Below are 21,120 nucleotides of genomic sequence, written 5' to 3' on the forward strand. Positions count from 1 at the left end.
GCTGCAGATCTGACGGACACCAGGGACCTTATTTGCCCGATGGCAAGGTGAAATCACGCGGAAATGAGAGAATAACGGCTGCCATGTCCGTTACAATTTCACAACCGCTCGATTGGGGTGAATAAGAGCTGGTGTGTCCGTTAGTCGATTAGCCCGCAGGCCGGATCCCTTCGATATACACCAAAAGGCTAGTGAAGCAGCGATTCCGCTCTTCACTAGCCTTTTTTGCCGCCTGGTCGGCAGCCTTACGTTACAGCTTCACGCGCAGCTCCTCCACCGAAACGCGCCGCGCGCCGTGCTTTCTCGGCTGCGCGGACTCGATCGACGGTGCCGACTCTCCCGCTTCCTGCATCTTGCGAATGAGCCGCTCCCGCAGATCGGCGGTTATGCCCTGGTACGGCTCCAGCCCGACCAAGTTGCACAGTTCGTGCGGATCGGCCTGCAGGTCGTAGAGAAACTCCTCGGTATACGCTTCCGAGCCCTTGATCCGGTTGCCGTCCAAATGCGGCGCGCTTACGCTGTACTTCCAGCGCTTCGTCCGGATCGCCCGGCCGACCTGCGACTCGCTGATCTGGACGAGCACTTCCTCCGGCCAGTCCGCCCGTTCGCCGCGCAGCAGCGGCAGGATGGAACGGCCTTGCATATCCGTGGGAACCGGAATGCCTGCGGCATCCAGCAGCGTCGGCGGGATATCCACCAAGGAGACCAGCTCCTGCAAGCGGCCGCCGGCTTGGAAGCAGCCGCCGGTCAGCGCGGTCGGCACACGAATCGAGCTGTCATGGCAGGAGCGCTTGTACTCGCTGTTCCTCGTTTTGAAGTGACAGCCATGATCCGAAGTAAAGAGCACGATCGTGTCCTCCTCCAGCCCGAGGCTTCTCAGCGCGTCGAATAAGCGGCCAAGCGCTTCGTCGAGCCGCTTGATCATCCCGTAGTAGCCGCCTAGATGCTGGTGTGCCGTTCCGCCCAACGCCGCCAAATCCGCCGGAACATACTTGCCGCTGTAACGTCCCTCGTACCCGATCGGTGCCGGATAGTTGTCGGCATGGTTCTGATGGTGCGGCTCGATGTACGAGAGGAACAGGAAGAAAGGATCGTCCTGATGCCGGTCCACATACCGGATCGCCGCATCCGTCTGCGCATCCACCCGGTAGCCCGGCAGCTTAACCGGTCTCTCGTCGTTGTCGTACATCACGGTGTCATACGCATCCGAGGAAAATTCCAGAATATTGGAAGCCAGCCAATAGTCATAGCCGCCTCGTTGATCCTGGGGAACAGGCTCACGGTCAGCCAAGTGCCACTTGCCGATATAGCCCGTTCGGTATCCGTGCTCCCGGAAGTAATGGGCCAGCGTCCGCGACTCCTGCGGCAGCGGAATGCCGTTCACGTAGCAGCCCGTTTCCGTGGCGTACTTCCCGGTCTGCAGGCTGGACCTCGCCGGACCGCATACCGGTTGACATGTGAACGAGTTGAAGACGTGCGTCCCCTCCATCGCCATGCGATCGAAGTTCGGCGTCAAATCGAGGGGGTTGCCATGCACCCCGGCCGTATCCCAGCGCTGCTGATCCGTGAAGAAGACGATGACATTCGGCTTCCTCCCCGTTGGTGTCTTGGTCTCAGTTTTGGTCCCCGCATTGGTATCAGTTTTGGTATCAGTTTTGGTAACAGCTTTGGTCCCAGCTTTGGTCCCAGTTTCGGCCCCAGCCTGGCTCCCAGTCTCTGCCCCAGTCCCGGTCTGACTCTCCGCCTGCGCCTTCGAGCCCGTCTCTGCCTGCACCTCTGCCCTTCTCTCTCCGCCTGCCCCAGCTCTTAATTCCGCTTCCGAAGCTGCTCCTATCCCTGCTTGCGATCCTGCGCCTCTCTCATCCCTGCCTGCCATCCGCGGTTTCCCTCCTTAGCCCTTCTTCCACAGCTCATTAGCTTGCTGTTCAATCTTCTGTCCGCCTTGCTGATAATACTTTTGTACGAACTCATCGAACTTATCAATGGACCAGACGCCGGTGACAATCTTCACGAAGTACTCGGTCCACAGCTTCTTCTCCAGATCCGGGTAATCGAGCTCGGCAGGCACCGTTTTCCATAGCGCGTTCTTCAGCAAATATTTCGAGGAAATATCGAGCGCCCCGCGAACGTCCTCGTTCGTCCAGCGGCGGTCCGTCACCTGAACGAAGCGGATCGGATTCGAGAACCCTTTTTTATACAGCTCCGTATACGTGGATTTCTGCGTAATTAAGTTTTTGGCCGCATCGAAGGTATAGTCCACGTTCTCTTCCCCATAAGTCACCAGGTTGATCCCGCCGTTCGGCTCCTCGCTCACCGACCAATCCAGCATCTGCATCAATCTCTCCGGATCCTTGGCTTTGGCGCTGACGGCCCGCAAGCTGCCCCCGGCGAACGGATTCACTTCCGGCATGCCCTGCTTGCCTGTCGGCCCCACGGGAGGAGCGACCATCGTCAGCTTCGCCGTCGGCGTCGCTTTCACCAGCGCCTCAGGGATTTGATGCCCTTTGGGATCCACATGGAACACATCGCCTTCATAAGCGCCGATCTTGGAATTGACGATTCTGGATTCGCCCTGCTTGATCTCCATAACTAGGAATTCAGGGTCGATCAAGCCCTCTTTGTACCACGACTGCAAGAGGGCAAGCGCTTGCTTGGTTTCCGGCAGTACGAAGCTTTTCACAATTTTACCGTCCCTCTCCGTCCAGTACACCGGTCCTGTCGTCCCCGGCGAGACAAGGCTTATCCCGAAAGCGCCGAAAATGGAGCTGAACATGGACATTTTGTTGCCGCCTAACCCGTAGGTATCCTTTTGCCCGTTTTTATCCGGATCGTTCATCGAGAAAGCCTTCAGCACATCGTGCAGCTCATCGAGCGTCTTCGGTTTCTTAAGGCCCAAGTTATCGAGCCAATCCTGCCGCAACAGCAAGCCGGAGACATTCGGGGAATTGAACGATTCCGCCCGAACCCCGTATGGAATGGCATAGATTTTGCCGTCGAACTTAACGCCTTCCCAGCGCTCCTTCGGCACAACCTTCATTAAGTGCGGAGCCTTCGCCAACAGATCGTCGAGCGGCTTCACCAGCCCTTGATTGACATACTGCGCCAGCGTAGTCGAATCGACACTGAAATAATCCGGCAGCTCCCCGGAGGAAGCCAGCAAGTTCAGTTTGGTCTTGAACTCGTCTCCGGCAAGGAGACTGACCTTATAATCGACGCCTTGGATGCCTGCTTTCTCCATCTGGGCGATCACTTTGGCTTTGGCCTCCCCGCCATTTTCAGGATATTCAGGGATTCCCGCGTTCATGAAAATGTTAAACGTCACCGGGGACTTACTGCCGGCAGCCTTGCCGCTGTTATCCGCCCCCGTGCTGGAACTGCCCGCCGTTTCATTCTCGGCGCCGCAGCCTGCGAGAACAGCTCCCATCATACATGTGACACAGACCAACGATAGCATTTTGCTCATTTTTTTCATCCTAAGACCCCTCCACTATTGTCATATCAGGATTTGACGGAACCCAGCATCGTGCCTTTCATGAAATACTTCTGCAGGAACGGATAGACTGCGAGAATCGGAATTATCGAGACAATAATCGTAGCCGCTACGGCGGATTCGGCGGAAAACACCGTGAATTGCCCGGACTCCGAAGCCGTCTGCTGACCCGCGATAATTTCCTTGATCAGCAACGGGAGCGTGTACAATGACTTATCATTCAGGTAAATAAGCGCTTGCATGAAATTGTTCCACAGGGCAACGCATTCCCACAGGGCAATCGTCGCCAGTACAGGCTTGCATAACGGTAAAATAATCGTAAAAAAGATCCGCAGCGGGTTGGCTCCGTCCATCGTCGCCGACTCCTCGATCTCCTCCGGAATCGATCGCATGAAGCTCTGCATCACGATGACGTTGAATGCCGAGATCAGTCCCGGGATCATGAGCGCCCACAGCGTGTTGATCATGCCCAAGCTTTTGACAAGCAAATACGTCGGGATCAAGCCGCCGCTGAACAGCATCGTGAAAATAATTAAGATCGTTAACAATTTCACGCCCGGAAGGCTCTTGCGGTTAAGCGGATACGCCGTCGTTGCCGTGAACAGCACGTGAAGAACGGTACCGGCTGCGGCTACAATGATGCTGTTGCGGTAGGCCAGCCAAATAAAGCTCGAGGACAGCACCTGGCCATAAGCGTCAAGGCTGAACCCCCTCGGCCATAAGAACAGGCCGCCTCTCATCGCCAAGGACGACGTACTCAGCGAAATCGATATTTCGTGCCATAACGGATAAAACGTCACGGCACTAAGGATTAGGAGAAACCCATAATTGCACCATTCAAATAGGCGTTCCCCCATGCTTTTCTTGATCATGCCACTCCCCCTCCCCTTACCAAAGTCCTCGTTCGCCCATTCGTCTGACGAGCCAATTCGTAAACAGCAGCAGCAAGAGCCCTACTGCCGATTGGAACAGTCCTGCTGCAGCAGCGAAGGAATACCTGCCCATCGTTAACCCGACGCGGTACACATAAGTGTCCAGAATATCGGATACGCCATATACGAGCGGATTGTACAGAATAAATACTTGATCGAACCCTGCGTTGAGGATTTGGCCGCTCCGCAAAATGAGCAGAACAACGATCGTAGACGTAATGCACGGCAGCGTAATATGGCGAACGAGCTGGAAGCGGTTAGCTCCGTCCATCCGTGCCGCTTCATACAGGTCCGGATTGACGCCGGCAATCGCCGCCAAGTAAATAACCGTTCCCCAGCCCACCTCTTTCCACATCTCCGTACCGACTAGGAATCCCCGGAATACCTCCGGATTCATGAGCGGAGACGTCGAGAGTCCCAGAAGCTTCAACAGCCCTGTATCCACGGAAAATACGGAGAACAGGATCCCGCCCAATACTACCCAGGATACGAAATGCGGGAAATAGACGATGGTCTGAATGATCCGCTTGAAAGCGCCGTTCAGAACCTCATTGAGCAGCAAGGCCAGAATGATCGGTGCCGGGAAATTAAATAGCAGCTTATAGAAGCTGATGATAACCGTATTCCGCAGCGCGACCCAGAAATCCGGCGACTCGAACAGAATGCGGAACCATTTCAGCCCTGCCCAAGGGCTTGTGAACATGCTGCCGGCAATTTTGAAATCTTGAAAAGCGATCATGACTCCGCCCATCGGGATGTACTTGAAAATGACGAAATAAATGATCCCGGGCAGCAGCAATAAATAGTAATACTTGTGTTTATGAAACCCTCTCAGGAATGCCGATGATTTGGCATGCGCCGCCGGAGCGATCCCCGTACGTACCGAAGCCTTGACCGATTTATCCAAATAGCGTCTCCTCCTTTCGCCGAAGCGTTACACATGTTGTTGTGTACGCTTTCATCCTAGCCGGGAAAGGGAATGAAAAAAATCCTCAGTTTGCAATAAACATGAGGATTTTATGATCATTGCACGCCGGATGTTATAAATTTCGCATTGATATCAGTTTTTCTAGATCGTTTTGCGGTATTCACCGGGTGTCATGCCTTCGTATTTTTTGAAGAACCGGATAAAGCTCTGCACATCGTTATAGCCAACGGCCTGACTGATTTCATGGAGCGAATCGCTTCGGCTGCTTAATAGCTCCTTGCTTTTCTTAATGCGGTATTCGGTGAGGAATTCGAGCATCGACTTGCCCGTCTCCGCCTTGAACGTGCGGCTCAGATGGCCGCTGCTCACTCCGATATGATCGGCAATGTCGGTGATGGAAATATTGCGGGCATATTGCTCTTCCATATATGCGATCGTCTTGGACACATACAGATTCGTGACCTGCTTGTCCTGCAGACCTTCCAGGAAAGCGATGATTTTATGGATGTGCGTAATCATGAACTGATGCAGTTGATCGTTATTCTGACATTCATGCAATTTGAATATATCCACTTCCTCGTTCAAGCTGCCGATATCGTGGCCTTCCTTCAGCAGTTCATTCAAGACGGAGCTCATCAGCACGACGATCATGCCCTGCAGCTTCTCCAGCGGATACTTTGACTTGTATAAATATTGTTCAAATAAATCGGCCACGCACTGGACCGCTTTCTCCCGGTTCATCGAGGTCACGGAGTGAATCAGCTGCTTCTGCAGCGACATCGGATACACGAACTTCAGCTCGCTCTGGTGATCCTCAATGAATACGACATCGCCCCTGGTGATGACCGCTTTATAATTCAGAATTCGGCGGGTCTGCTCGTAGGCGGCGTGAAGGCGGTCGGCCGCTCCCAAGCCGCTGACGACCAATTGCAGCGACACCTGCAGCTGTCCTTGCAGAGCGGCGTTCATGTCGGCGCAACCGCGCTGAATCAGCTCCCGCAGCTCGCCGTCCCAGCGGCTTCTAGGCAAATTCACGATAAAGCCGAGTCTGCTGCCGTCCAGCATGGTGCCTTCCACGGGCAAGTAACGCTTGAGCGTCTCCGACACCATGCTGTAGATGACGAGCTTGCGCTGCGGATCTTCGGCATCCTCTTGCGTCAAGGGATCGACCACCGCCACGATGACGGCATAATACGGCTCGTGGAACGTAAGGCCCACCTGCTCCAATCGGGCCGGAATCGTACTTTTGTCCGTCATATTATTGCGTAGAATGTCCGAGATGAGATGAGCCTTCATCATCGGCTCGTTCTGTTTGATCGTATCCATCATGGAGGAGATCGCCCCGCTCACGACGGAGTATTCGTCGGCTGCATGCTTATTTTCCCCGGAGCCGGAGAGCGCTTCAATAATTTTCTTCCACGGATTATACATCTTCACGGCAAAGGCGTACGCTACGGCCAGTCCGATAAAGAAAACCGCAAGGACAATGAGCAGGAGCTTGGACATTTTCTCGTACAGCCGTTCTTTGTAATGGACATAGGGAATTAAGTTCACGATCGTCCAACCGTTGCCTTTGACAGCTTGGGTATGGGCGAAATAGGCGGTCTCTCCGATTTGAATTTTCTGCAGGGTATCCGAAGCTGTAGCTGCGTTCGCTGCCAGAAGCTTGTTAATCGCCTCATTCTCTTCGTTGCTGAATTGGGAAATGACATGCGCATTACTGTCCACGATGAAAATCCGCTGATCGCCGCCGCTGTTCATGTTATAGATGGTGCTCAGAAACAGCGCTTTCGGGATGTTGATGACGAGCGTGCCGAGCGGCTTGGCTGCCGTGACGGGGATCGATTTGTAGAACGTCAGATCGTTCTCCCTTACTTGATACCAGAACGTTGCACCGCTATGCAGCTTAATCTGCTCCAATGCCTCTTTATCGTAGAAAGCGCCTGCGTCGAACAACCCCTCATTCGAAGTCATAAACCGGCCGTTCAGCGCCATGTAAATGTATACGGAGGAGAACAGCTTATTCGAAACGACCTGCGTACGAAGCTGCTCTTTCAGTTGATAGTAGTCGTACATGTTAAAAGCGGACGGGTCCTGCAGCATCGTGTTCATATTCGGCAGAAACGACAGCTGCAAGGAGAAATAGCTGATTTGATCGATAAGCGTCTCTATATTTTTGGAAACGCGCTGTACACTGCTGTCGGAGGATTGCTCCAGTTGGGACGTCAAATCTTCACTAATCGTATAAGAGTATACGGATACAATCATTAGCGTAGGGATCAGCACGGTTATGAAATACGAAAGCAGCTGCTTGCGAAATAAGGAACGGTTAAAAAACGGCCTGTATGTAAACCCTTTCAAGAATGTCCCTCCCTTTGGTCATCTGATCTTCCGCAGATAGTTTATCTTAGTCAATAAACGCTTCTACTGTCAATAAGGCATTGCTTCAGACAAAGAAAGCGCCTGCTCTCCGAACTAGTCGGCGAACATGGCGCTATTCGAACTGTTTGAAATACATGATCCGCTCCGCAATCTCCGGATGCGAGCCGCGAAACCACTGAACGAGCTTGGGCTGCGCCACGGGGGAGAGATTTTCTATCGCAATCTGCTGAAACGCGCGGATGGCTGCATCGCCGTCTCCGGTCATACGCATCGCGTAGACGTCCGCCCTATGCTCGAGCACCCGGGAGAAGGCGTTCTGCGCCGGAGCGGAGATGAAGCCCATCAGCGTCATGAGCAGCAGCAGCACAGGCAATGCGGCGAGATCGTTCTCGCCCCGGATGCCCCATTTGGCGCCCCAACGTCTCAGGAAGAAGCGGTAGGCGTGGAAGGCGAGCCACAGGCCTAACAAACTGAGCGCGATCCCGTAGGCGAGCCCGAGATAGATGTGCTTCTCCACATAATGTCCCATCTCGTGCGCCATCACGGTCAATATCTCATCCGGCTGCAGCTTCTTCAGTGTCGTATCCCACAGCACGATGCGGGCGTTCCCGCCGATTCCGTTCACATAAGCGTTAATCGCAGCGGTCCGCTCGGACATATTCACTTCATACACTTGATCGGCCGGGATGTGCGACTCGGCGGCAAGCCGGAGAATTTGCGCTTTGAGCTCCTGATCCTGGAGCGGCTTGAAATCGTTGTAAAGCGGATCGAGCACAACAGGCTGAATGAACGTGACGAATACAATGAGCGGAACGGACAGCAGCCAGAACCAGAACCACCAGCGGTTGGGGCTCCATCGCACGACAGCTCTGAACAGCCAAACCAGTAGGATGGTCCCCAGGCTGCCAATCAGATAATCTTTGGCTTGGTCGCTGAGGAACATGGCCGGCGTCTCCGTGGATAACCCGTAGGCTTGATCGACTTTGAACAGAAACACATCCACCGGCAGGAAGAGCACGTCCATCAGCAGCGTGAACAACAGCACAAATACGGTGAGCTGCAGCAAGGAAGCGCGGAAGAGCTTCTCCGCCAGACTCCGAATTCGCACAGCCACGCCCAGGAACAGCAGGATCAGTCCGATTTGCAGCGGTGCGCTTAAGAAATAGGCCAAGGAGCGGATGCGGGATAACGACTCGGCTTTCGCCATTTGCTGGTGTGTCATGAACGTATGCGGGTCTGCGCTCGTGCCGATGAGGTCATTCGGAATTCGGAACAGATCTCCTTGGAGCAAATACACGATCATCCCCAACGCATACAGGCCGAAGGCTGCGCCAAGCAGCAGATAGAGCCGTTTCATTTCATCCCCCGCTCCCTACATCATTCAGATTAATTAACAACCAGTCCGGTGTGAAATCTCTGGACAACAGCCACACCTGCGTAAACAATCCCTTGGGCTGCACCAGCTTATGCTTATGGCTAAGCACATCGGACATGCCGAAGAGCAAGGAGACATTCCGGATAAGCAGCATACAAGGATACTCATGCGAGTAATCCTGGAACTTCAGCTCCTTAATCGCAATCCGGTCATTAATGACCTTAATGAAGTTGCCGATCACCTCGGAGCCCGGCTTCGTCAGCTCGGAACGCGACATCATGAGCCTGGCCTCCTCCGTATCGTAGAACAGATGCGTCACTTCCAGCCCCACAGGCTGAGCATCCGCGCCCTCCAGGAGCGCATCGGGCTTCTCCTGCTGTCTGATCATCCGCAGCGGCACATCGTTATTGAGATTGTATACTTCCAGGAAAATATCAATCGCAGCTTGTTCCAGCGCTTTTTTCTCATCTTCATGATTATTCATAAGCTTCCCTCATATCCGTTAAGCCGGTATTATCTACCATTTTACCCTATTCTATGAGAGGATGCCCCACGCGGTTATCATTATTTGCGCACAAGCCCCGCGCGATTCTCCCGCCTTCCTACCCTATGCGGCTTGACCGCGCTTGTATGACAGCGAAAAAAAAGCACGAACGTCCGCTCCTGCTCCGGAGCTGCGTTCATGCTTGCTGTTATACCGGGTCTAGCTGCACCGACGCTTGCTTGCCGCTGAGCTGGATGCCCGTTTGCTTGCGCCCGTATGCGCTCAAGTCCCGTATGAGCGACTCCAGGAGCTCCTTCGCTTTGGCGCCTTCTTTGCCCGATATTTTCACTACGAACTGGACGGCATCGCCGCCTTGAAGAATCCGCTGCGCCTGACCGAGCTTCGTATCCAGGTCGTGATCCTCGATCTGCGGCGTCAGACGCAGCTCCTTCACCTTAGGCCCCTGCTCCCGCTTGCGGGCTTGCTGCTTCTCGGCTAGCGCTTCCTGCTTCGCCTGCCCCGAGCCGATCAGCCTGCAAGGCGGCGGCGAGCTCATCAGCGACGTACAGACCAGATCGACCTTGAGCTGTTTCGCCAATTGCAGCGCTTCTTTCGTGGACATGACGCCTAAGTCTTCACCATCCATACCGGTGAGTTGAACTTCGGAGGCTTTGATTTTGTCATTCTTAATCATTGTGATTGCACCTGAACTTTCGTTATAATGAACCCATCTGTATGATAAAGCTGATTAGGCCGTTTGAAGGAGATGTCTGACCTCGTATGAATAGAAAACAACTGGAAGAACAAATGATTGAAAATTATAAGCGCGAGGAACATATGATGATTCTCGTCTTTGCCCAGTGGTGCATTAACCATGATCTGGATCCCGCTGCGCTGTATCATTCCGCTTATCCGGAGCAGCCCAACAATGCCGCCCTGCAGCAGGCGCTTGATCTGACTGTGCCCAAAGAGGAGGCCGGTGATGTCCAAGATGCCACCGTCCTGGGCGTTCTCTCTCTCTTCGGTAACGAAGAGCTTGCCTTTGTTGTCACACAGGAGATCGAGAAACGAAACAAACGGCAGCGTTAATATGGCGAATGTGCTCGTCGTGCCTAGGTCAGGCCGAAGGCGTCAGCCAGCAGCTCGATGGTCCGCAGCCTCGTCTCCAGCCTATAGCCGCCTGTGACGACCATGACTTCATCGACTTGGTAGCTGTCGGCCAAATTCAACAACTGCTCCCTGACCTGTCCCGGATCGCCGATAATCATCCGCGACCGATTGTCCCTGATCCGGGTCTGGTCCCAATCGGAGTACACATATGCAGCCGCTTCCTCAGGCGATTTCACTCCGGTGAATTCACCTTTTTCCATTTGCAGAATGCGCAAATCGATCGAAGTAGCGAGCACTTCGGCTTCTGCCTGCGTATCGGCGCAGAGCACATAGATGCACACCGTCGCTTGCGGTACGACGTTGAGCGCGGACGGCTTGAATGAGCTGCGGTAGCTGCGCACCGCATGCTGTCCGCCCGCTCCGTTGATGAAGTGCGCGAAGCAGAACGCTGCGCCTGCCTGCGAGGCGTACACCCCGCTCTGTCCGGTGGAGCCGAGCAGCCATACCTGGGGCACTCCCGCTACCAAGGGGGTCGCGCGGATGCCTTCGAACACGTGCCCGGGTTCCAACGAGTCGGTGAGGAACCCGAGCAGGTCCGTGACTTGCGCCGGGAACCGCTCAAGTCCCTCGAACAGATCGGCGCCCACGCCCCGCAGCGCCTTGGCCGTGTGCGGCGTGCCGCCCGGCGCGCGGCCGATGCCCAGGTCGATGCGCCCAGGGTAAAGCGCTTCGAGCATGCGGAAATTTTCCGATACCTTGTAGGCGCTGTAATGCGGCAGAAGCACGCCGCCGGACCCGAGGCGAATGCGGCTGGTGCGGGCCGCCAAGGTTGACAACAATACCTCCGGCGAAGAGCCGGCGAGGCCGACCGAATTGTGATGCTCCGACACCCAGAATCTCGTGTAGCCTAGGCGGTCAGCCGCCTGCGCCAGCTGAATCGTCTGCCGGAGCGCTTCGCTATGCGTAAAACCGGAAGATACCGGTGACTGATCAAGAATACTTAATTTCAGCATAGTCATCCCTTCTTTCTGAGTCATCTGCCGATGATCTTGATTATACAACGTCCCGGATACAAAAGAAAAAAAGGACGAACCCCTTGAAGGCGTTGTCCTCGATTACGACATAGATCTGCAATTACTACAAGTGTATGGCTCCGGCTTAACTTTATGCCATTCTTTTTCCACTATGCTGGCAAATTGGGATTGGAATTGGAACGATCCACCCCTGGGGTGGCATTCGTTCTGCGGTCGCGAATACGCTGTACCGTCATGATACATCCGATGAACCCGGCGCCGCCGACAGCAAATCCAGCCAACACGTCGCTTGGATAATGCACGCCCAAGTAAATGCGGCTCAGTCCGATGCAGACGACCAGTACGGCTGTCGCAGCTGGAATCAACCAGGCCGCCTTGAAGCGCTCGCGCACAGCCAGCCAGAACAAATAGCCGATCAGCCCGTAGAATAAACTCGACACCATCCCGTGTCCGCTCGGGAAGCTGAAGCCCGTTTCCTCGATCAGCCAAGGGCCTGCCGGGCGCTCTCTGCCGAACGCATATTTGAGCGCGGTGTTCAGTCCCCACGCCGTCAATACGCCGACAAGCAGCACGAGCGTCTCGCCTCTTTGTTTCAGCTTGAACAGCAAGATCAATGCCACGACGACGAAAACGGCGAATTCCGCTTTGCTTTTCCCCAGCACCGTTATCCCTTTGGCTACCGGCGTGAGCCCGTCGCTTCTTAAAGACTGGACAACGCCCCCTAGCGTCATATCGAAGACCTGCAGCCAACCGGACGATAAACTTAAAGCGATTACCACAAATACGATGAGCAGCGCACAGATCGCCACCATCGCACCGGTTCCCCAAACCGCATTTCTGTACGAAGATTTCCCCTGCATGACCGAACTCTCCCCTAATTAATATCTTTTGCAGCTACGCCCGTTTACGGGCTCTTACAGCTTGCATTCGCTTAATAAGCAGCGGAACGAGCGCAAACACCGCATACATCCCGACAGCTGCGTAAAACTTGCCTGAACCGATATCCTGCAGCGACGCACCGAATACGTTATACACCACAGCACCGGGAATTATACCAATCAGCGTTCCCCATGTATAGTCCCAAAAACGAATTTTGGACAGTCCAGCCCCATAGCTAACACCGTCAAACGGGAAAAACGGCATCAGTCGCATGTACAACACGACCATAAAGCCTCTCTCTTCAGCCTTTTGATCGAACGACTGCAGCTTCTTATTGCGCAAAATATGCTGAAAGCCATGACGCCCCCATTTTCTCGTGATATAAAAAGAAAGCAGCGCCCCGGCGCCGGCCCCAATAATATCGTAGATCGTCCCCCAGAAAGCTCCGAATACATAACCGCCATACAGCGTTAGCGGCGTTGCCGGAAACAAAACGAGCGGGCGCAGCGTGTACACAACAATGTACAACAACCCGCCGAGCGGACCCGACTCCCGCAGCCACTCCGTCAGCCGGCTTAAATCCATATGCTTCAAAATACCTGTACACTGCAGCACGAGCAAACCCGCGCCGGCGGCCAGAAACCATCCTATCAATAACCAAAGCGACTTCGAGCGCGCCATGGGTTCCCTCCTCCAAGCATTGCCAATGTCTCTCATATGCTCTCCATCTTACAAAACACCGGAAGCAATATCAAATATGATCTAGGCATCCAGACGGGCTTCTGGACCGCACTCGTCTCCAATCGTCCGCCGCACTGCTACTGCATTGGCTGCTACCCCCGTAAACTCAAATGCAAATGAGTCTATAGGCGCAACCTCACATTCCTTGCCCAACCCGCTGCGCTGCCACCAAAGGTTATGGATAGTGCGTTCATTAACGCATCGTATCGTTGGTTTGCTTTTTCTGTGGTATTTACATTGGCGCTACCCTAGCGTATCCGGATTGAGTGAACTTAAATGCAAATGATCTATAGGCACCTCCATTTGAAGCTGCTCTGTTTTCGTTAGAGGCATTAATGTTTAAACTCGTTAATTCTGTGATATGTACAAAGGAGAAATGCGGGACTTTAAGACGCATAAGTTGTAGCTGAGCCGACGGGATAGTGCTCCAAGGCTTCGGGCGGCTGACTGACTGGAGACTGGACCAAAGCATTACCGGAAGTTAGCAGGAAGATGCCTGAGCCAACGGGATAGTGGCCTAAGACTTCGGGCGCCTGACCGACTGAAGGCTGGAACAAAGCGGTACCGGAAGTTAGCAGGAAGATGCCTGAGCCAACGGGATAGTGGCCCAAGACTTCGGGTGCGTGACCGACTGGAGACTGGACCAAGACCAAAGCGGTATCGGAACTAAGCGCGTAGTTGGCTGAGCCCATGGGATAGTGCCACAACAACAAAATAGACCGCAAGGAACAATCCCCTGACGGTCTACTCGGTTAAACGTGTTGCTCCAGTACTTCACGCCGTTATATTAACTTGCGCAGCATTTCTTGAACTTTTTGCCGCTGCCGCACGGGCAGGGATCGTTCCGGCCAATCTTCGTCCGCGTTCTCATATCGATGACATCCGCTTGCGCGGGAGCTTGCTGCATAACACCCGCCGGCTTGATTGCCGCAGAGAGCTCGCTAGGCGAGTAGCCCTTAAGGGCCCACATACGCGTCCCGTTGTTGAGTGCTGCAATGCAGCTCATGAAGCCTCTGGTCAACTCCAGATCATCGATTTCAAGCTGCTGCTGGAGGGATTGAAGTATGACACCTGCGGCAGCGCCATTACGAATTTGATCCACACAATCCTCTACGATCAAATCAGCATCCTCAAATCCGACGGAGTAGTTCTTGCGGATAAAATCGATAAAAGCTTTGTGCACCTGGTTCCGGTCAACAAATCCAGGCTCTCCCGCAGCAAGCAGCTGGCTTTTGGTAAAAGGATACAACGAGATGCTAAGTCTGGATTCCTGCTCCAACTGCACTTGCTTCGGATTGATCAACTCAATGTTGTGATAGCCTTTGGAATCGGGCACGATTTGCTGATAGAAAGGAATGGCTTCCTTAATAACCGTCAAGTATTCGCTCACTTGTACGTCAGATCCCATATGCTGTTTGACAAGGTTCAACATTTCATCTTCGTTCAGCCGCCCGTAGTAAAACAGCATGCCGCTCGTCAGCTTGATCCACTCCGCGTTCCTTTTGAACTTCTCACGATAGGCATTGACGTCCAGCTTCTGAAAGCTATGAAGCACTTCCTGCGGCATAGCCAACGTAAACTTCCCCTTGTGAATACCGGCAAACAGCAGCCCTCTGCTCTCAAAATAATGCAGCTGAAAGAAGTCTATCGGCGTGTGAGAGACGCCTCCGCGTCCGGCAACCTGTTTCAAAATCTGATAACGGGTCTCGTCCATTTTATGAAGCAGAACTGGCAGCGCATCCGGAATATGCCTTTCCAACGCAATCGCCAAATCTTGTTTTTTCAGTGAGCTTACGCCTTTAATCTCCAAATTCGTACGGATTTCCGTTAATTCGCCCTTCGATAATCGAACAAGACGGTCAGCGAGTGAAAGCGGAACTGTCATTTCGGGATAAAATCCCCCCCCTACAGCAGCCTCATTCTGATGTTTTGCGCTCTGGCGCTTGTCCATTTCCTTCATCCTTTCCAACAAGAAAAACATTTGCATCTTCAATTTGCTCCATACATTGTACAATTTATCCGCCGTTTGGGATAGAGTTTCCCACTAGTTTCCATCAACGTTACCGATTTAGCCATAAAAAGGCACCTGCCAGTTCATCTGGCAGGTGCCTCTTTCCTACACCGGACGCAGGGCAACGCCGGCCAAAAAGCTGAGCATGAACTGCACCGCAAGCCGTGAAGTGACATTCCGCACATCGACGGTCGGATCGATGCAGACCATATCCAGCCCTTGTACTTGCGGCAGCGCTCCAAGTCGGTGCAGCGCATCCATGGCATCCCACGGATGCATGCCCCCGGTGCCGATGGCGGGACAGCCAGGCGCATAAGCCTGATCGATGACGTCCACGTCGAAGCTCACATAGAGCGCATCCGTCTCCTGTCCGGCAAGCGCAAGCGCTTGGTCCAGCACGGCATCGATGCCCATGCGTCTTACATCCCGTGAGGTGAAGACATGCACGCCTTGGTTTATCACATACTCGTGGTACGGCTTCGAGTTCATGAACCCGCGAATGCCAATCTGTACGATGTGCCGGCCTTGCACGACACCTGACTCCAGAATGCCCCGAAACGGCGTGCCGTTCGTCGCCCCGCCATCCTCGAAATTGCGCACATCATGGTGTGCGTCAAAGTGGATGATACCGACATTGCGCCCGGGATAGCGGTCTGCGAAAGCTTTGAGTGACGGACAGCTCGTCGAATGATCGCCGCCGACGATGATCGGGATCAGCGCAGGCTGCTTCCGATACAGCGCGCGCAGGCTTTCCTCGATGCGGCGGTGGCATTCTGCGATGTCGGTGACATGCATCTGGATGTCGCCAAAATCCCGGACGGCCAAATCCTGCAAATCGACTCCGTACTCCAACGAGTACGTCGTGAAAGATTTGAACGCCGCCCGTATGGAGGCCGGCGTCGCGGAAGCGCCGGAGTGGGAGATCGACGACTTCGAGAGCGGAACGCCGATGATGCCGGCAAGCAGCGGCTCACTGCCGTCCCACTGGCGGAGCCAATGAGCGACTTTCGTCTCCATCCGATCGCGGAAGGCGGCTTGGTCGGGCGTCCGGAGATAGGGAATGTCCTGGCTCATTCTACCGCCTCCTTATCCGTCAGCGAACGGTTCCACACGACGACTTTTCCGTTCTTCACAACGCCGAACGTGTGATTGATCCCGAAATGGTACGGCAAATAGGCGATATTCGGTGCGTCGAAGATGGCGAGATCCGCTCTTTTGCCGATCTCGATGGAGCCGATCTCGTCACCGCGGCCCAACGCATTCGCTGCGTTGAGGGTGCAGGCGGTTATGATTTCCTCTGGGGTCATTTTCAAGTTAAGCGACGCCAGCATCATAATGAGTTGGATCGACTCGGTCGGACAAGAGCCAGGGTTATAGTCTGTGGACAGAGCCACCGGCAGCCCGTAAGTGTCGATCATGTCACGTGCACGCGCGTGCGAAAGCAACCCGAGATTGAACGAAGTACCCGGCAGCAGCACCGGCACGACACCGCTTGCCCGAAGCGCCGCAAGCCCTTGGTCTGTAGCGACGAGCAAGTGCTCGGCAGATATCGCTCCCACCTCGGCGGCGAGCTCGGCTCCGCCGAGCGGGACAATTTCGTCGGCATGGATTTTGGCACGCAGTCCAAGCCGCAGGGCGGCCGTCAGTATCCGGCGTGACTGATCCACCGAGAAAACGCCCTCTTCGCAAAACACATCGCAGAACTCCGCAAGCCCCGCTTCCGCTACCTGTGGGAGCATATCCTCCACGATGTGGTCCACGAACGCTTCGGTCCGCCCTTTGAACTCGGGCGGGACGGCATGCGCTCCCATGAAGGTCGGCACCACGTCGACGGGATGCGAGCTCCGCAAGCGCTGCGCAACGCGCAATTGCTTCATCTCATCCTCCACGGTAAGGCCATATCCGCTCTTCGCTTCAACGGTTGTGACTCCGTTCAGCAGCATCTCATCGAGGCTGCGCCGCGCCTTGTGGTACAGTTCACTCTCGCCGGCAGCCCGGGTAACCTTCACGGTACTCAGAATGCCCCCGCCCTGCGCCAAAATATCCAAATAAGGCACGCCGGACCGTTTCAGCGCCAGCTCGTACTCACGCGAGCCTCCGTGCACCAGATGCGTATGGGGGTCGACGAGGCCGGGAGTGACCAAGCGCCCGCCGGCATCGATCGTCTCGGCAATGGCGACCCCTTCAAGGCTCTGCCAAACCTCTTGGGCTGGGCCGAACCATGCGATACGCCCTTGGCGTATGGCAATTGCCGCATCTTCGATCTCACGTATTTCCTTCATCGTCTGTCCGCAACGCGGCGCATTGCCCGGCGGTGTGACCAAGCGCCCGATGCCTGTGATAAGCAGATCAATCCGTTCCATCGTAAGCCTCCTTCCTAGCCTTGCTCGCTCATCGGGATGCGAATGCCATGCTTCTCCGCCGTCTTCACCGCCTCGTCATAACCTGCATCGACATGGCGGATGACACCCATGCCGGGGTCTGACGTCAGTACGCAGCTCAGCCGCTCTGCCGCTGCATCCGTTCCGTCTGCGACCACGACCATGCCCGCATGCAGCGAATAGCCCATGCCCACACCGCCGCCATGATGGACCGATACCCATGAGGCTCCGGCCGACGTGTTGATCAACGCGTTCAAAATCGCCCAATCGCCCACGGCGTCGGAGCCATCCTTCATCGCCTCTGTCTCCCGGTTCGGCGAGGCGACGGAGCCGCAATCCAGATGGTCGCGGCCGATGACGATCGGTGCTTTCAGCTCTCCGCTGCGCACCATCTCGTTGAGAGCGAGCCCGAACTTCTCTCGCTCGCCGTAGCCGAGCCAGCATATGCGGGCCGGAAGCCCTTGGAAGGCGACGCGTTCTCCGGCCATCCGGATCCAACGATGCAGGTGCGCATTGTCCGGGAAAAGCTTCAACACCAGCTCATCGGTCTTGCGGATATCCTCCGGATCGCCGGAAAGCGCCGCCCAGCGAAACGGCCCTTTGCCCTCGCAGAAGAGCGGGCGAATATAGGCTGGGACGAAGCCGGGAAAATCAAAGGCTCCGGAGACGCCTTCGTCATAAGCGACTTGACGGATATTGTTCCCGTAGTCGAATACAACGGAGCCCATCCGCTGCATATCGAGCATCGCTTGCACATGACCGGCAATGCTTTGCTTGGATAAAAGCACATACTGCTCGGGATCGCTCGCCCGCAGCTTAGCCGCCTCCTCCGGCGTGAAGCCCGAGGGAATGTACCCGATGAGCGGATCGTGCGCCGACGTCTGATCCGTTACGAATTGCGGCTTCACCCCGCGCCGCACGACCTCCGGGTACACCTCCGCCGCATTGCCGAGAAGCCCGATGGACAGAGGCTTCCCAGCCTGCATCGCTTCTTCCGCAAGCTGCAGCGCCTCATCCAACGATTCGGCCAGCACGTCGCAGTACCGTGTCTGGATACGGCGCTCGATGCGCGAACGGTCGACCTCGACCGCAATCACGACGCCTTCATTCATCGTGACCGCCAGCGGTTGGGCGCCGCCCATGCCCCCTAAGCCCGCCGTCAAGGTCAGCGTACCCTTGAGCGTTCCTCCCGCATGCTGCCTGGCCGCCTCGGCGAAGGTCTCGTAGGTTCCCTGCAGAATGCCCTGCGTACCGATGTAGATCCAGCTGCCTGCCGTCATTTGTCCGTACATCATAAGCCCCTTCGCTTCCAGCTCACGGAAATGCTCCCAATTCGCCCATTTGGGCACGAGCACCGAGTTGGACAGCAGCACCCGCGGTGCGCGCGTGTGGGTTTTGAATACGCCGACGGGCTTGCCGGATTGAATGAGCAGCGTTTCGTCGTCTGCCAGACGCCGAAGCTCCCGCACAATCGCGTCATATGCCGGCCAATTGCGCGCCGCTTTGCCGATGCCGCCATAGACCACTAGATCTTCCGGACGCTCCGCCACCTCCGGGTCGAGATTATTCATCAGCATGCGCAGCGCCGCCTCCTGCACCCACCCCTTGCAAGAAAGCTCGGTGCCGCGCGGTGCGCGGACTGCTCTCTGTCCATGTTCGTTTGCGCCTGTCATCCCACCATCTCCTTCGATTTAAAATAACGAACCGGTTACCGCCTCAACCGCTTGCAGCCATTTCCCTTCCAAGAGCGCGGAAGCGACATTCTCAATATCTTGGGAGGTCGACCGGTCCTGCGTGACCGCAGGGACAACCGCCCGAACCTTGTCATACAGCGCACGAGTAGCCGGCGCCAGCCCCTCCGCCCCGCGGAACTCAGCTGCTTCTGCGGCGCAGATCAGTTCAATCGCGAGCACCTTGGACACGTTCTCGATCACTTGTGCGGCATGGCGCGCCGATGTGGTTCCCATGGACACATGGTCTTCCTGGTTCGCCGAGGAAGGGATTGAGTCTACGCTTGCGGGATGAGCAAGAACCTTATTCTCCGAAACGAGCGAGGCGCTGACATATTGCGTAATCATCATGCCCGAGCCGATGCCGGGATCATGGCTCAGAAATGCCGGCAAGCCGCCGGACAGTGCAGGATTCACGAGCCGTTCCGTGCGCCGCTCCGAAATATTGGCCAGCTCACTCATGCCGATTTTCAGGAAATCCATGGCGAAAGCGATCGGCTGCCCGTGGAAATTCCCCCCGGAAATCACGAGCCCCTGTTCGGCGAATAATAGCGGATTATCTGTCGCTGCATTAATCTCTATGGCGATTTTATCGCCTGCATACCCAAGAACTTGGCGCGTCGCGCCGTGTACCTGCGGCAGGCAGCGCAAGGAGTACGCATCCTGCACGCGGAGCTCGCCCTGCCGCGTCGTCAGCTTGCTGCCCTGCAGCAGCGTGCGCAGATTGCGCGCGACCCCGATCTGCTCCGGATAAGGGCGCACGCGCTGCACTTCGTCTGCGTATGCATCCGGGATGCCGCGCAAGCACTCTACCGTCATCGCCGCGATCACATCGGCCATCCGGGCGAGGCGTTCCGCCCGGACCAACGCCAGCGTGCCGATGGAGGTCATAATCTGCGTGCCGTTGATTAAGGCCAGCCCTTCTTTCGCCTGCAGGGTAATCGGCTTCAGCCCTGCTTGGACAAGCGCAAGAGCGCCCGGCAGACGCTGCCCATGGTAGAAGGCCTCGCCCTCGCCCATCAGCACGAGAGCCAGATGGGACAGCGGCGCCAAGTCCCCGCTTGCGCCCAGCGAACCCTGCTCCGGCACGACCGGATGCACGCCGCTGTTGATGCAGTCAACGAGCAGCTGCAGCGTTTCCGGGCGAATGCCGGAGTACCCTTTGGCCAGCGCATTCGCCCGCAGCAGCATCAATGCCCGCACGGCCGGTTCCGGCAGCGGCCTGCCCACCGCGCACGCATGGCTGCGAATCAAGTTCAGCTGCAGCCGTAAGGCGTCCAGCGGGGATATGTGCACGTCGCTGAACTTGCCGAAGCCCGTCGTGACGCCGTACACCACCTGACCTGACGCAACCAGCTCCTCCACCACCTGGCGGCATTGCGCCACACGTCTCACCGCATCTTCCGCCAGCACCACCGGCGCGCCTTCCCAAGCAACCGCGGCTACCTGATCCGCCGTCAGCCGCTCGCCATCCAAACAGACAGGATTCATGCCGCCCCCGTCATCCTGCTGCTGCTTTTCCTTATATACCATCGCCATGTCCGATCAGACTCCTTTCTCGCTTTAACAAAAGAAAGGGACCGTACGGAAGATGTTCTCTTCCATACGGTCCCTTTTTAAAAAAGAGGGTTCTATGCGATTGT

General features: G+C 55.7%; 18 protein-coding genes. 1 reads left to right on the plus strand and 17 read right to left on the minus strand.

Annotated elements, in window-relative coordinates; genetic code table 11:
* Positions 1-250 precede the first annotated feature (250 nt).
* The 8 genes from J2X61_RS27215 to infC form a co-directional block, all read right to left on the minus strand.
* The gene (locus J2X61_RS27215; RefSeq protein ID WP_310192325.1) at positions 251-1,876 is read right to left on the minus strand and encodes a sulfatase family protein; all 1,626 of its coding nucleotides are present in this window, start codon (positions 1,874-1,876) and stop codon (positions 251-253) included.
* A 15-nt stretch (positions 1,877-1,891) separates the two neighbouring features.
* Positions 1,892-3,472 carry an extracellular solute-binding protein gene (locus tag J2X61_RS27220; RefSeq protein WP_274467103.1) on the minus strand — a complete coding sequence of 527 codons (1,581 nt, stop codon included), beginning with the start codon at positions 3,470-3,472 and terminating at the stop codon, positions 1,892-1,894.
* A 26-nt stretch (positions 3,473-3,498) separates the two neighbouring features.
* Complete coding sequence (locus J2X61_RS27225; protein ID WP_274467104.1) at positions 3,499-4,362, minus strand: carbohydrate ABC transporter permease; 864 nt, start codon at positions 4,360-4,362, stop codon at positions 3,499-3,501.
* A 16-nt stretch (positions 4,363-4,378) separates the two neighbouring features.
* Positions 4,379-5,329 (minus strand): ABC transporter permease, encoded by a 951-nt coding sequence (locus tag J2X61_RS27230; protein WP_310192328.1) that lies wholly within the window; start codon positions 5,327-5,329, stop codon positions 4,379-4,381.
* A gap of 162 nt (positions 5,330-5,491) precedes the next feature.
* Complete coding sequence (locus tag J2X61_RS27235; protein ID WP_310192331.1) at positions 5,492-7,711, minus strand: AraC family transcriptional regulator; 2,220 nt, start codon at positions 7,709-7,711, stop codon at positions 5,492-5,494.
* A 133-nt stretch (positions 7,712-7,844) separates the two neighbouring features.
* Positions 7,845-9,089, minus strand: a complete 1,245-nt coding sequence (locus J2X61_RS27240) for a M48 family metallopeptidase (protein ID WP_310192333.1) — start codon at positions 9,087-9,089, stop codon at positions 7,845-7,847.
* 1 nt (position 9,090) lies between these two features.
* Positions 9,091-9,591: a hypothetical protein gene (locus J2X61_RS27245; protein WP_310192336.1), complete on the minus strand. Its 501-nt coding sequence runs from the start codon at positions 9,589-9,591 to the stop codon at positions 9,091-9,093.
* A 208-nt stretch (positions 9,592-9,799) separates the two neighbouring features.
* On the minus strand, positions 9,800-10,285 hold the full coding sequence (gene infC / locus J2X61_RS27250; protein WP_274467109.1) for a translation initiation factor IF-3: 486 nt from the start codon (positions 10,283-10,285) through the stop codon (positions 9,800-9,802).
* A gap of 86 nt (positions 10,286-10,371) precedes the next feature.
* On the opposite strand from infC, the gene J2X61_RS27255 reads away from it, so the two are divergent.
* Positions 10,372-10,680 (plus strand): hypothetical protein, encoded by a 309-nt coding sequence (locus J2X61_RS27255; protein WP_310192340.1) that lies wholly within the window; start codon positions 10,372-10,374, stop codon positions 10,678-10,680.
* 23 nt (positions 10,681-10,703) lie between these two features.
* On the opposite strand, the gene J2X61_RS27260 is transcribed toward J2X61_RS27255, so the two are convergent.
* The 9 genes from J2X61_RS27260 to hutH form a co-directional block, all read right to left on the minus strand.
* Positions 10,704-11,714, minus strand: a complete 1,011-nt coding sequence (locus J2X61_RS27260) for an LLM class flavin-dependent oxidoreductase (protein WP_310192341.1) — start codon at positions 11,712-11,714, stop codon at positions 10,704-10,706.
* Positions 11,715-11,884: 170 nt separating this feature from the next.
* On the minus strand, positions 11,885-12,595 hold the full coding sequence (locus J2X61_RS27265; RefSeq protein ID WP_310192344.1) for a phosphatase PAP2 family protein: 711 nt from the start codon (positions 12,593-12,595) through the stop codon (positions 11,885-11,887).
* A gap of 34 nt (positions 12,596-12,629) precedes the next feature.
* Positions 12,630-13,295: a TVP38/TMEM64 family protein gene (locus J2X61_RS27270; protein WP_274467113.1), complete on the minus strand. Its 666-nt coding sequence runs from the start codon at positions 13,293-13,295 to the stop codon at positions 12,630-12,632.
* A gap of 446 nt (positions 13,296-13,741) precedes the next feature.
* Positions 13,742-14,047, minus strand: coding sequence for a hypothetical protein (locus J2X61_RS27275; RefSeq protein ID WP_310192347.1), 306 nt, complete (start codon positions 14,045-14,047; stop codon positions 13,742-13,744).
* A gap of 95 nt (positions 14,048-14,142) precedes the next feature.
* Positions 14,143-15,315, minus strand: a complete 1,173-nt coding sequence (locus J2X61_RS27280; RefSeq protein WP_310192351.1) for a YecA family protein — start codon at positions 15,313-15,315, stop codon at positions 14,143-14,145.
* A gap of 156 nt (positions 15,316-15,471) precedes the next feature.
* Positions 15,472-16,440 carry a formimidoylglutamase gene (gene hutG, locus J2X61_RS27285; protein ID WP_310192352.1) on the minus strand — a complete coding sequence of 323 codons (969 nt, stop codon included), beginning with the start codon at positions 16,438-16,440 and terminating at the stop codon, positions 15,472-15,474.
* Complete coding sequence (hutI, locus tag J2X61_RS27290; protein WP_310192355.1) at positions 16,437-17,729, minus strand: imidazolonepropionase; 1,293 nt, start codon at positions 17,727-17,729, stop codon at positions 16,437-16,439. The genes hutG and hutI overlap by 4 nt, the downstream gene beginning before the upstream one ends.
* A 14-nt stretch (positions 17,730-17,743) precedes the next feature.
* A complete protein-coding gene (gene hutU, locus J2X61_RS27295; RefSeq protein ID WP_310192357.1) occupies positions 17,744-19,420 on the minus strand; it encodes a urocanate hydratase in 1,677 nt (558 codons plus the stop codon).
* A gap of 18 nt (positions 19,421-19,438) precedes the next feature.
* Positions 19,439-21,010, minus strand: a complete 1,572-nt coding sequence (gene hutH, locus J2X61_RS27300) for a histidine ammonia-lyase (RefSeq protein ID WP_310192400.1) — start codon at positions 21,008-21,010, stop codon at positions 19,439-19,441.
* Positions 21,011-21,120: the final 110 nt, after the last annotated feature.

The organism is Bacillus sp. 3255 (assembly GCF_031456485.1).
GTDB lineage: Bacteria > Bacillota > Bacilli > Paenibacillales > NBRC-103111 > Paenibacillus_E.